This is a genomic window from Rhizobium lentis, assembly GCF_014200175.1.
Lineage (GTDB): Bacteria > Pseudomonadota > Alphaproteobacteria > Rhizobiales > Rhizobiaceae > Rhizobium > Rhizobium mulingense.
Genome location: NZ_JACHBD010000007.1, coordinates 94,862 through 107,542, shown reverse-complemented (window position 1 = coordinate 107,542; position 12,681 = coordinate 94,862). Strand labels below are relative to the sequence as shown.

The following is a 12,681-nucleotide window of genomic DNA, read 5'->3' as shown; positions in this document are numbered from 1 at the left end:
CGGGCTCGTCAACGCGCACGGGGCGGCAGAGAGCGTTGCTAGTCCAGTTCTATCTCGTGGCTTTGAAGGTACTCGCGGTTCATTTCAACGCCGAGACCGGGCCTCGGTGTAAGCTTTAGGCTGCCGTTCGAAACATCGAGCGGTCTGTCGATCAGGTGATCGTATTTGCCGAGGTTCCACTCTGACGTTTCGAGTCTGTAGAAATTGGGAACGGTCATCATCACCTGGGCTCCGGCAACTACGTTGATCGGCCCTGCGGCGTCATGCGGCGAGACCGGGATGTAGTAGGCTTCGCACAGGGCGGAAATCTTCTTGAGTTCGGTAATGCCGCCGGTCCAGGTGACGTCAGGCATGATATAGTCGGCGAGCCGGTTTTCGAGCACCGGCACGAAATCCCATTTCGTGTGGCCGCGTTCGCCCCAGGAAATAGCGGCGCTGACCTTCTCGCGGACCTGCCTGAGAGCGTTGAGGCTCTCCGGTGGACAGGGCTCCTCGAACCAATCGATCTGGCCGGCTTCGTCGAGGCTTCGGCAAAGGCGAATGGCGGTGGGAACGTCGAACCGGCCATGCGCATCGATGAGGATGTCGACGTCAGCACCCGCCGTTTCGCGGATCAGGGCCGTGAGTTCGGCGGCTTCGCGTTCATCCTTGCGGGTCATGCTGCCATCGAGGTAGCCGTTTCGTTGTTCGCGAGCCTGTCCATCAACGGCGCTGCCCTGGTAGGGGAAAGGATCGAACTTGAGCGCTGTGTGACCGGACTCGACGATGTCTCGAATTTCGCGGACCACCGCCTCCTTGCTGGTAAACTTGGCCTGGTTGGGATGGGTGTAGAGCGCGATTTCATCGCGCACGGGTCCGCCCAACAGCTCGTATATCGGCTTGCCAAGCACTTTGCCTCGGATGTCCCAAAGGGCTATGTCGATGGCGCTGACGCATTCGACGGCGGCGCCGCGGCTGCCCATGTAGGTGAAGCTGCGGAAGATCTTGTGCCACAGATATTCGATACGCGCCGGGTCCTCGCCGGTCAAAGAGGCACCGATCTGCCGCAAGATCGTGCAGAGGGCGCGATTGGCGAGCCTTGTCGTCGTGGTGATCTCTCCCCAGCCGCTCACGCCCTCGTCGGTCGTCACTTCGACAAATAGAAACTCTCCCCAATAAGAAGCATCCGATCTGATGAGCCACGGCCGAACGCTGGTGATTTTCATCTCAACTGCCTTTACCTGAAGTGTTCCGGGTAACGATATTCATGCCCAAGCATTTATCCTGCCCGAGCGGCGTTGCGCGCGCGCATGTGTTCGAGGATGTGCCGCCCCGAGCCTTCGACATGGCGCGCAATAAGTTCGCCTGCCTCGTTCGCCCTTCCGGCTTTGACATGCGCAATGAGCTCGCGATGCTCGCTCAGGATCGCTGCACGCCGGGCAAGCGTAAAATCGAAGCGGCGGCTCACGGCTCGAAGCACTTCGCGATGCTTCCACCAAAGCTCGGCGGCATGGCGATTGTAGTGCTTCCGGTACATGATGGTATGAAAGGCGGTGTCCAGTTCGCTGTGCCTTACCGTGTCGGAAAAGTTGTTCTCTTCAATGAGGCTTTGGATGCGTTCGAGCTCAGCAATGTCCTCCACCGTCGCCATATTCACGAACCAGCGCGTGAGTGACGGCTCGATCAAAACGCCTATTTCGTAAATATCCCGAACAAAGTCCTGATCGATGGGTCGCACGCGCGCTCCGCGGTTGGCAACGAAGGTGACAAAGCCCTCCCCGCGCAACAGTTGCAAAGCTTCCCGCACGGGGTTGGTCGAGGTGCCGTGGCGCCGGGCGAGATCGGTGACGACGAGCCGCTCGTTGGCCGCGAGCCGCCCTTCGATGATGTCGTCCCTGATCAGTTGGTAAACAGACGCACCCTCGCTCGACGCCCCTGTAGCGTCGATCCCCTCGGGCGGCTGCGCTTTGAATTCACTTGTTTCGGTCAAGACCGTCCCCAATCCATACACACATTCAGGGGATATCATGCAAAACCTCTCAAAACAATGTACGATTTTCTTTAGTTGACAGACAATCCTTGACATGAAAACGTACGATAAGGTCGAAGGGATACATTAAGTGGGAGAATCCCACGACCTGGGAGCAAGATCGCCTCAATGCAGAGCGGCTTGGGAAAAACCTGGGAGAATACCTATGATGAGTCTTTCGCTCGGCGGTGTCGTTGTACGCGGCACTGTATCCACTGCTTTGATGGTAACGTTGATGTCCGTGCCTGCGTTCAGCGCGCCGGTCGACTTGAGCCAGTGGTCACCGCAATATGTGCGCTCCATTGCCGGCACGCAGGAGTTCGATACGGCGGCCGATTGCGGCAAGGTCACCCCCCTCGACTATAAGGGGCGGTTGACATTCTGGTATCAGGGCGTGTTCGAGGGCGACCCCGACCTCCTGCGCCAATATTACAAGGAGTTCTTCGAGACCTTCCGCAAAACCTATCCAAACATTCAGCTTGAGGAACAAGCCCTCACCTATAACGACCTGCTGGACAAGTTCCGGACCGCGCTCCTTGGCAATGCAGCGCCCATGGCGGTCCGCCTGCAAATCCTGGGCGGCACCGAGTTCGCCTCAAAGGGTTATTTGGAGCCGCTCAAACCCGAGGATGTTGGATATTCGACCGAGGATTTCTGGCCCGGCGCAATGAAGGCGGTGACTTGGGAGGGGGTGACATACGGCATTCCCACGAACAACGAGACGATGGCGTTCATTTGGAACGCCGACATCTTCAAGCGTGCAGGTCTCGATCCGGACAAGGCACCGGCAACCTGGGACGATGTGGTCAAGTATTCGAAGCAGATCCACGACAAGCTCGGCGTTGCCGGTTACGGCCTCGTGGCTCGCAAGAATGCCGGCAATACACCATACCGCTTCATGCCGCAGCTGTGGGCCTATGGCGGCGGCGTCTTCGACGAAGCGACCGCGAACCCGACCTATAAGGAGGTCCAGCTCAATAGTTCGCAGAGCAAGGCGGCATTGCAAGCCTCCTACGATATGTATGTTCGCGATAAGTCGGTTCCCGTTTCGGCGCTGACCAACCAGCAGGCCGACAACCAGCCGCTCTTCCTCGCTGGCCAGCTCGGCATGATGATCTCGCACCCGTCCGACTACAACGTCATGCTCGACCTGCAAAAGAAGACGACGGGCAGCGATAAGGAAAAAGCGCAGACCGTCATCGACAACATGCGCTACGGCCTGATTCCGACTGGTCCAGACGGCAAGCGTGCCGTCGTGTTTGGCGGCTCCAACATCCACATTCTGAAGCCCGAATATGTCGAAGGCGGCAAGGTAGACGAGCCGGCTGCAAAAGCCATTATCTGCATGTGGACAAGCCCCGAATGGTCGCTGAAGATGGCCTATGCCGGCTCGAACCCCGGCAACCTTAACGGCTTCAAGACCAAGTGGATGAAGGAACGCCTCGATAACATCAAGTTTCTTGATGTCACGACTTCGATGCTGCCCTACGGCATCCCGTTCCCGGCGCTGCCGCAGTCGCCGGAGATCATGAACATCATCGTCCCGGACATGCTGCAGAATGCCCTGACCGGGGCCATGACAGTCGACCAAGCAGCGGACGACGCAGCCAAGAAGGTAAAAGACCTGATGGACGGCGGACTCTAGATCATCCTGACGATCTGACCGGCTGCACCTTTGATTGCAGCCGGTTTGTTCCGAAGAATAAGGGCACCGCACAGTGACGATCTTGACTGGCAAGGCCGAGGCTCACCGAAGACTGCGACCCGACGGGTCAGGCGCACTGCGAAACATCTGGGAGCATCGCGCTGATTATGCGTACGTGCTTCCCGCGATCGCCGTGATGCTCATCGTCATCGCCTACCCGATCTACTACACAATCGAACTGTCGTTCTTCAATACGCCGCCTGGCCTGCAGCTCCGGGACAAGATTTTTGTCGGCCTCGACAACTACACCGCCATCCTGACAAGTCCGGTGTTCTGGAAAGTCACCTCGAACACTCTCATCTGGACACTGGGGTCCACTCTCATTTCATTTGTCCTGGGGTTCGCCTGCGCACTGGCGCTCCATCGCGACTTTGTCGGCCGCGGCATTTTGCGGGCCATCCTGATCATTCCCTGGGTCATCAGCGCGGTCGCTGCGTCCTATATCTGGAAGTGGATCTACCATTCGGACTTTGGGATAATCGGCGCGGTGCTGGTCGGCCTCGGATGGGCCGATCGGCCGCCGAATTTTATCGACAGCGTCAGCACCGTGCTGCCCTCGCTGATCGTCGTCAATATCTGGCGAGAGTTTCCGTTTGCCATGATCATGATGATGGCTGGCCTGCAGACGGTTCCTGACCAGTTGTTGCGCGCCGCAAAAGTCGACGGCGCCAATGCATGGCAGCGGTTCTGGCACGTCACCTTTCCGCACTTGAGAAATGTCTCGACGGTGACAATCCTTCTGCTGGCAGTGGCCAACTTCAATTCTTTCATCATCCCCTGGATCATGACCGGCGGCGGACCGTCGAACGCATCGCATATCTGGATCACCCATATTTATGAGCTCGCCTTCGGCCGCCAGCGCTGGGGGGTAGCATCGGCCTATTCGGTGCTGCTGTTCCTGATCCTGATGTCGCTCGGCTACTTCTACGTTCGTGCGCTCAGCGGCAACGAGCAGAAGGATGGGAGCGCATGAGCACAATTGCCGAGGCCACTCATAGAAGCCGGTCCCATCGCCGTATCCGCATCGATGGATGGCGGTGGGGTGGGCGCATCTTCCTGGTGTTCATGCTGCTTTACACTGCATTGCCGATGGTCTGGATGCTGATCACCTCGATCAAGTCCGGCTTCGCGGCCATGCAATTCCCGCCGCAATGGTGGCCGGACCAACCCACCCTTGCCAGCTACCAGAAGCTGCTCGATCCGCAAAACAGCGTCGGCCAGGACTTCCTACGCTTCTTCTGGAACAGCCTTTTCGTCTCCACCGCCACGACCATTCTTTCGGTGATTGTTGCAGTTCCTGCGGCCTACGCGTTTTCGCGTTTCACCTTCCCTGGCCGCAACTTTCTGTTCTTCACCGTTTTGCTTCGCAATATGTTCCCGGCAGTGATCTTTCTCGTTCCGCTCTTCATCCTGATGCGCGCGATCGGGCTGGTGAACACGCATGGGTCGCTCGTCCTCACCTACCTCACTTTCGGTCTGCCGCTGGCAATCTGGCTCCTCAAGGGCTTCTACGACAACATCCCGGTGCAACTCGAACAGGCGGCGCGCATCGACGGGGCAACGCGGTTCCAGGCTTTTTTCCTGATCGTGATGCCGCTCTCGGCGCCTGGAATCATCGCCACCGCGATCTATTCCTTCATCGGCGCGTGGAACGAGTACATCTACGCCTACACCTTTCTCTCCAAGAACGAACAGTTGACACTGCCGGTCGGCATCCAGCGCTTCTTCTCTGAAAATACAACGGACTTTCCGGGCCTGATGGCGGCCAGCTTCATGATGAGCGTGCCCGTCGTGGTCCTGTTCCTCGTCCTGCAACGATACTTCGTACGGGCGCTTACGGAAGGCGCAGTCAAGCACTAGGGGAGTTGGCGGTGGCCCACGTGGTCCTTAAAGATCTGGTCAAGACTTATGGCAGCTTCAAAGCTGTCAACAATGTTTCGCTGACGGTCAACGACGGCGAATTCGTTGCGCTCGTCGGCCCTTCAGGCTGCGGCAAGACAACCACGCTCAATCTTGTGGCGGGGCTCATCCCCATCACATCTGGCGACATCGTCATCGGCGACCGGGTGGTCAATGACCTCGACCCCAAGGACCGGGACATCGCAATGGTGTTCCAGAACTACGCGCTCTATCCGCAGAAATCGGTTTACAAAAACCTGGCGTTCCCGCTGCAGATGCGCAAACTGCCAAGGGACGAGATCGACAAGAAGGTCAAGGAAGCAGCGCGCGTGCTCGACATGACGCAGCTGCTGGAGCGCAAGCCGCGCGAACTTTCGGGCGGGCAACAACAACGCGTGGCGCTGGGCCGTGCCCTCGTTCGCGATCCGGCGGCATTCCTGATGGATGAACCCCTCTCGAACCTCGACGCAAAGCTGCGCGTCCAGATGCGGTCTGAGATCAAGCGTTTCCATCAGGACCTCAAGGCGACGATCATCTACGTGACGCACGACCAGCTCGAAGCGGTCACCATGGCCGACAGGATGGCCGTGATGAACGGCGGCTACCTGCAGCAATATGATTCACCGGCGCAGGTCTTTGCCCATCCGGTGAACATGTTCGTCGCGAGCTTCGTCGGCAGCCCGGCGATGAGCCTAGTTCCGCTGGAGGCATCAACGGCAGGTGGCAACACCGTGTTGACCAGCGCGGAGGGCTGGCGCCTCGAGCTCTCGCCAACCAACGCCCGGAAGGTCGAGAGGGCGACCACCAGGAAAGTCGTGCTCGGCGCACGTCACTCGACGATCAAGCTGCACAAGAGTGCGATGCCTGGAAGCATCCCCGCCAAGGCCTATACGGTGGAGCCGACCGGCGACGTCACCTTCGTACAGGCGTTCCTGTCAGGCGCCATCGTCAATGTCAGTGTCCCGCCGACCATTGCCGTCGCGCCCGATGAACAGATTTGGCTCGAGTTCGATCAGGAGCGGATGCACCTGTTCGACGGCGAAACAGAAATGGCCCTCAAGACCAACTGAGATCAGGGGTGCATGCGAAAACGAGGCATGAATGACTACGAAGCTTAAAATCACGGCGATCAAACCCTATCCAGTATGGGTCGGAACGCGCAACCAGATGCTGGTCAAGATCGAGACCGACAGCGGCATCTTCGGCTGGGGCGAGAGCGGCTTGAGCGGTCGCGAGAAGGCGGTGGCCGGCGCGATCGAGCACTATCGCGAGTTTCTCATCGGCCGCGACCCGATGCAGATCGGTCGGATCTGGCAGGAGCTTTATCGCAGCCAATATTTCGAAGGCGGGCGCGTTCTGCAGGCGGCGATCTCCGCCATCGATATTGCCCTTCACGACATCAAGGGCAAGGCGCTGGGCGTGCCGGTCTACGACCTGCTGGGCGGCAAGCAGCGCGACCGTATTCCGACCTTCGCCTCGACAGGCGACGAGGCCGAGGGCGATGTTGCCATCGAACGAGCCCGCGAACTGCACGCAGAGGGGTGGCTGGCGATACGATTCTTCCCCATCGGGCAAAGCAGCAACGACATCTTTGAGCCACGAGAGTCGATCGGCGCTACCGCAACTATGTTGAACAAGGCGCGCGAGGCGCTCGGCGACGAGGTCGTCCTCGGCATCGACTACCATCATCGGCTATCGGTGGCAGAGGCGGCGAGCTTCTGCAACAAGCTGAGCCGCGGCGTGCTTGATTTTCTCGAGGAGCCGATAAGAGACGAGACACCCGAGGCTTACGAATCCCTGCGCACGATGACCGACATCCCGTTCGCTGTCGGCGAGGAATTTGCCAGCAAGTGGCAATTCCTGCCCTACATCGAGCGTGGCATCCATCAGTTCAACCGGCTCGATGTGTGCAATGTTGGCGGGCTCACCGAAGCGATGAAGGTCGCCGGTTGGAGCGAGGCGCACTATGTAGACCTGATGCCGCACAATCCTCTCGGCCCAGTCTGCACGGCCGCGACCATCCATCTCGCCGCCGCGGTGCCGAATTTCGCTTGGCTCGAGACCAGGGCGCCCGAAGCGAAGCTCGGCTTCGATAATTCCGACTTCTTCCCCGTGCAACCACGACTCGACGGCCCGAACTATCCGGTCAGCGATCTGCCGGGTCTCGGCGTCGAGGTCAACGAAGAGGCGGTCAAGGCGGAGAGCTTTCGTTTCTGGGAGGCGCCCCACCTGAAACGCCGCGACGGTTCTGTCACAAACTGGTAGTTTCATTTACCGGAGCCCAAAATGACGAATACGCCCGACATTACGCGACCGCCCAAAGAGCTGATCGAAGCACTGAGGGAAATCGGCGCCGCGACGGTTTCCGGCACGCTTGGCCACATGGGCTTCCGCAATCCGCACATGGTCGGTCCCGTGCCGCAGAATCACGGGAAGTCGATCGTCGGACCGGCCCTGACGCTTCAATTCTTGCCGCAGCGGCCGGATCTCTTCACCGAGGGGGAATATGCAGATCCGGAGACGCAGTTACACCGCCATGTGCTTTATCACGTGCAGGAAGGCGATGTGGTTGTGGTCGACGCGCGCGGTGACATGAGCTCGGGTGTCTTCGGCGATATGATGTCGACATATTTCAAGGGCAGAGGCGGCGCCGGCATCGTGATCGATGGGTGCATGCGCGATCGGCCCAATGTCGAGAAGCTAGATCTCCCTTTATGGCTGCGCGGCTGGACGCCCAATTATCATGTGCAGACCGGCATCTTTCCGAACGCCGTCAACGTTCCGATAGCCTGCGGCGGTGTCACGGTAATCCCCGGAGACATCATTATCGCCGACGATGACGGGGTGGTGGTGCTTCCAGTCGCAATGGCCCCGAAGGTGATCGAAGAAGCGCAAAAGCATCACGATTGGGAGGAGTTCTCGCGAGCGAAGCTGATGGAGGGAGGATCGTTGCAGCGCTACTATCCGCTGCATAACGATGCCCACGCAGAGTACGAAGAGTGGCGCAAAACCAACCGCTTGGGAACAACTTAGCCACGGATTACTCTTAGTCCAGTTGTAGGAATCGCAGAGATGAACATTTGAAAACGGTCAAGAGAATGCAGCAGCCGTCCACCATGGCTTACAGTCTCAACCACCCTTCCTTCATTGGATGATCGCGCTGCTGGTTTTCTTCAATCCGTGCGGACGTCCTGAAGATCATTCTCTCGGCGCTGATCATGGTGCATGTCGCGGCCCTCGTCCGTCAGTTCTGTAGGAAAACCAATGTGCTGCGGCGGATGACGCTCGGCTTGGCGCCTACTCGACTCAGTTTACGGCGGTCACCTTAAAACCCTGCTTGCGCAGCAGTTCGATAACGCCGCCCTGGCCGGGCAGGTGCAGGGCGCCGACGGCCATGAAGACGTTGCCGCCGTCGAGAATGGGAGCGGCGCGCTCGGCCATCACCTTGTTGCGATCGAGGATGACGCGCTGTTCGAAGGCGGCGTAGTCGCCGGCCTCGTCTTCATTCGGCGGCGTCACGGTCTTCAGCATCGGCATTGTCATGCCGATATCGCCGGAAAGGTAGAGATCGGTCATCGTTTCGACGACGTCGCTCATCTTGTCGCCGAGTTCCAGCGTCTCGATCAACGACTTCATATGGAATTCGACCGGCAGGTCGGCCATCGCCTGGATCTGTTCGGCGAGGGTCTCCAGCCCCTTGACCTGCTTGCCTTCGGCAACGGCGTCGGTGGCGATCTTCTGGTCGAGGAACTGCACGCCCTTGGCCTTGCGGGCGAGTTCGCAGGCCGGAAGCGCGACGGCGCTTGATATCATCCATGGCCGCATGCGGGAGACGGCGCTGAGCGGGATTCCGCGCTGCTTGAGGCCGGCTTCCAGCCGCTTGTAATCCTCGGTAGACAGCAGCTTGTCGATCGTCGTCCCATCGGTGAACATCGTCAGCTCCGGCCGCGCCAGCAGGGCGGCGGTCGCCTTGCGTTCATCGAGGATTTCGTCGGATTCGATGATGATCGTATCGGCGGCGTCGTGGGCTGCCTTGGCGCGCGGCGGCAGGGCCAGCACGCGAGGATCGGTGACATGCATGCTGCCGAGCAACCATGACGGCGCAAGCCCTGCCTTTTCGATCTTCCAGAAGATGCCCTTGCCGTTCGGCACGGCCTCGGCTTCCTTTACCGCCTCGGCGTAGCGGGTGGGGTCGCTCTGCTGCAGATCGATCATCAGATTGCGGCCGGTGCAGGCACCGTCTTCGGCCGACGCCGGCCGCGCGGCCAGGAAGGCGACGAACAGCGCCGCAAGAAGCAGCATGTGGAAGGCTGCAATCAACCAGAGCAGCAGGTTGCCGGATGCTGCGAGGAAAGAGGTCCGGCGGCCGATTGATGTTGTCATGGTGATGTTCCGGTCACATGCCCTATGCTTCATGCTCTACGCTCGGCTTGCGCATAATCCTTTAAGAGAATGCGTTAACGAAAACTTAGCGCATCGCATTACGTCAGATTCATGGGCGCTGAGCTTGCTGATAGGCCGCGTGCTGCTGTTGCAACCATGAATCAAGCGCGCGGATGGGCCCGATCATACACCTCAAGCAGGCGCGACGCATCGACGCCGGTATAGACCTGTGTCGTCGAGAGGCTGGCATGGCCGAGCAATTCCTGGATGGTGCGCAGATCGCCGCCGCCGGCAAGCAGGTGGGTGGCGAAGGAGTGGCGAAGCGCATGGGGTGTTGCCGTCTCCGGCAGACCGAAGGCACCGCGCAGCTTCTGCATGGCGCGCTGGATGATCGCCGCCTGCAGCTTGCCGCCGCGGGCGCCGCGAAACAGCGGAGCGCCGCTTTCGAGATGATAGGGGCAGAGCGCGCGATATCTCTCGACCGCGTCGAACACAACGGGTAGCAGCGGAACCAGCCGCGTCTTGTTGCCCTTGCCGGTGATGCGCAGCGTCGCCGCACCGTTCGGCAGGTCGGCAGGAACGAGATCCAGCGCCTCGGAGATGCGCAGGCCGCAGCCGTAGAGCAGCGTCATGACAGCCGCATCGCGCGCGGCGATCCAAGGTTCGTCATGCAGCTGGGCCTCGCTGCTGACGACGGTGACCGCCTGCGTGTCCGACAGCGGCTTGGGAAGCGACTTCGGCTGTTTCGGCGAGCGGATCGCGGCAGCACCCGCGGCATTGACCAGGCCCTTCTTTTCGAGATGGCGCAACAGTGAGCGAAGGCCGGCCAGGTTGCGCCCGAGAGAACGGGCGCCGGAGCCCTGCTTGCGCCGCGCGGCAAGGAAGGCGCGGAAGTCGGCAGGACGCAGTTCCCTGATGTCGCCAAGTGTCACCGGGCCGGCGAGATGGCCGGTCAGGAAGGTCAGAAACTGGCGGGTGTCGCGCTCATAAGCATCGAGCGTATGCTCGGAAAGACGGCGTTCACGCGCGAGGTTTTCCAGCCACGCGGCGCGTTCCGCCATCAGGCGCGGGTCGGCGATAACAAGCAGTTCATTCACGTCGCTGGCCTTGAATTTGCCTTCAAGTCCGCCAATTTGAAGCAGGAAGGGTTATGGAATTGCTAATGCCGGCCGAACCTTGTCATCCCTAGATCATATTCTACTGCGATAGCTTTATACCCCATAGACAGGATCTTTCATGGCACGGCGCGATTCCATGACGGCTTTCGGACAACTCGCGGAAGCGATCGCTCTTGTTTCACAGGGAAAGCCCGGTCATATCGTCGACACGCTGATTGCCGAACGCGGCCAGAGGATCGTCAAAAATCCGCTCTGGCCCGTCATGCGGCCGTTCCTCTACACGCTCCTGCGCTACAACAAGGCGATCGAATTTGCCAATGCGGTCGCCAAGATGCCGGGCTTCCAGTCGTTCGAATATCTGAGCGGCGTGCTGAAGCTCGATATCGGCATCGCCAATGGCGAGCGCATCCCCGAGACTGGCGGCTTCATCCTCGTCAGCAACCATCCGACTGGCATTGCTGACGGTGTCGCCGTATTCGACCTCCTGAAAACGCGCCGGCCCGACATGATGTTCTTTGCCAATCGCGATGCGATCCGCGTCAATCCGCGGTTCGCAGAGATGGTCATCCCGGTCGAGTGGCGGGAGGAGCACAAGAGCAAGCTCAAGGCGCGTGAGACGCTGCAATTGACCAACCACGCCGTGAGGGAAGGCAAGGCGACGGTGCTCTTTCCATCAGGGCGTATCGCCTACTGGGCGAACGGTCGGCTGAACGAGCGTCCATGGAAGACGTCGGCGGTCGGGCTGGCGCGCAAATACAATCTGCCGATCCTTCCGGTCCACATGACGGCGCGCAATTCCGGCCTGTTCTACTGGCTGGCGAAATGGTCGACGGAACTGCGCGACATGACGGTCTTTCATGAACTGTTGAACAAGCGCGGCGACCGTTTCGATTTCGTAATCGGTAATCTCATTCCCGCCGAACATCTCGATGGCGATCTCAACGAGGTGACGAAGGCACTGGAGAAACACACGGTGCACGATATGGCGGCGGATGCCGACGCGACCTTCGTGCCGGTCAGCCTTCCGGCTGCGACAACGTCTCGCGAGCTTGCCGTTCCTGCGGTCTAAATAGGTTTTTGCCATGTCGGTCGACATCCGCGTGATCCGAGATCGATTGCCGCGGGAGATCGCCGACCTCGAAAGCGAGGCCCGGCGGGAGGGCCATCTCCATATCGCCCGCCTTATCGACGAATGGTCGGCCGGCGACATCAGATTCGAACGTGACGGCGAAATTCTGCTTGGCGCCTATGTCGGGCAGGCGCTTGCCGGCGTCGGGGGTGTGACCGTCGAACCCGCCCTATCCCAAGCGTTGCGGATGCGGCGTTTCTACGTCAGTCCCGAAATGCGCGGGCACGGCATCGGCCGGCTGCTGGCCCTGGCGCTGCTCAATCACGCGCGGGATTTCTGCAGTGTCGTCATCGTTCATCCGGGTAATCCAGACGCAGCCAAATTCTGGGCGGCTCTCGGGTTTCGACCTTACGCGCCGGACGGCGATACGCTTTATCTCGAAATTGCCCAGATTCCCTCCGGTCAGGATGTTTCAGGCTCGTTCTCTACGCTTTAAGCT

12 protein-coding genes are annotated in these 12,681 nt (G+C 59.8%); 8 read left to right on the top strand and 4 right to left on the bottom strand.

What is annotated here, in order from left to right; genetic code table 11:
- Positions 1-38: 38 nt before the first annotated feature.
- On the bottom strand, positions 39-1,205 hold the full coding sequence (locus tag GGI60_RS17725) for a mandelate racemase/muconate lactonizing enzyme family protein (protein ID WP_183917281.1): 1,167 nt from the start codon (positions 1,203-1,205) through the stop codon (positions 39-41).
- Positions 1,206-1,258: 53 nt separating this feature from the next.
- On the bottom strand, positions 1,259-1,969 hold the full coding sequence (locus GGI60_RS17720; RefSeq protein ID WP_183917279.1) for a GntR family transcriptional regulator: 711 nt from the start codon (positions 1,967-1,969) through the stop codon (positions 1,259-1,261).
- A 205-nt stretch (positions 1,970-2,174) separates the two neighbouring features.
- Here GGI60_RS17720 and GGI60_RS17715 point away from each other — a divergent pair, with 205 nt between their 5' ends.
- From GGI60_RS17715 to GGI60_RS17690, 6 genes are all read left to right on the top strand, one after another.
- Positions 2,175-3,653 (top strand): sugar ABC transporter substrate-binding protein, encoded by a 1,479-nt coding sequence (locus GGI60_RS17715; protein ID WP_183917277.1) that lies wholly within the window; start codon positions 2,175-2,177, stop codon positions 3,651-3,653.
- A gap of 73 nt (positions 3,654-3,726) precedes the next feature.
- Positions 3,727-4,686, top strand: coding sequence for a carbohydrate ABC transporter permease (locus GGI60_RS17710; RefSeq protein WP_183917275.1), 960 nt, complete (start codon positions 3,727-3,729; stop codon positions 4,684-4,686).
- Entirely contained in the window at positions 4,683-5,573 is an 891-nt protein-coding gene (locus GGI60_RS17705; protein WP_183917273.1) for a carbohydrate ABC transporter permease, read from the top strand. Before GGI60_RS17710 ends, GGI60_RS17705 begins: the two co-directional genes overlap by 4 nt.
- 11 nt (positions 5,574-5,584) lie before the next feature.
- Positions 5,585-6,682: an ABC transporter ATP-binding protein gene (locus GGI60_RS17700; protein ID WP_183917704.1), complete on the top strand. Its 1,098-nt coding sequence runs from the start codon at positions 5,585-5,587 to the stop codon at positions 6,680-6,682.
- Between the two features lie 31 nt (positions 6,683-6,713).
- Positions 6,714-7,877, top strand: coding sequence for a mandelate racemase/muconate lactonizing enzyme family protein (locus GGI60_RS17695; RefSeq protein WP_183917271.1), 1,164 nt, complete (start codon positions 6,714-6,716; stop codon positions 7,875-7,877).
- Positions 7,878-7,898: 21 nt separating this feature from the next.
- Complete coding sequence (locus GGI60_RS17690) at positions 7,899-8,645, top strand: ribonuclease activity regulator RraA (protein ID WP_183917270.1); 747 nt, start codon at positions 7,899-7,901, stop codon at positions 8,643-8,645.
- A gap of 273 nt (positions 8,646-8,918) precedes the next feature.
- On the opposite strand, the gene GGI60_RS17685 is transcribed toward GGI60_RS17690, so the two are convergent.
- The gene (locus tag GGI60_RS17685) at positions 8,919-9,995 is read right to left on the bottom strand and encodes a TraB/GumN family protein (RefSeq protein WP_183917268.1); all 1,077 of its coding nucleotides are present in this window, start codon (positions 9,993-9,995) and stop codon (positions 8,919-8,921) included.
- 161 nt (positions 9,996-10,156) lie between these two features.
- Positions 10,157-11,092 carry a tyrosine recombinase XerC gene (locus tag GGI60_RS17680; protein WP_183917266.1) on the bottom strand — a complete coding sequence of 312 codons (936 nt, stop codon included), beginning with the start codon at positions 11,090-11,092 and terminating at the stop codon, positions 10,157-10,159.
- Positions 11,093-11,231: 139 nt separating this feature from the next.
- Between GGI60_RS17680 and GGI60_RS17675 the strand changes: the two genes are divergently transcribed.
- Together GGI60_RS17675 and GGI60_RS17670 are read left to right on the top strand one after the other, a co-directional pair.
- On the top strand, positions 11,232-12,182 hold the full coding sequence (locus tag GGI60_RS17675) for a GNAT family N-acetyltransferase (protein WP_183917264.1): 951 nt from the start codon (positions 11,232-11,234) through the stop codon (positions 12,180-12,182).
- A gap of 13 nt (positions 12,183-12,195) precedes the next feature.
- Positions 12,196-12,678, top strand: a complete 483-nt coding sequence (locus tag GGI60_RS17670; protein ID WP_183917262.1) for a GNAT family N-acetyltransferase — start codon at positions 12,196-12,198, stop codon at positions 12,676-12,678.
- The last annotated feature ends 3 nt before the right edge of the window (positions 12,679-12,681 follow it).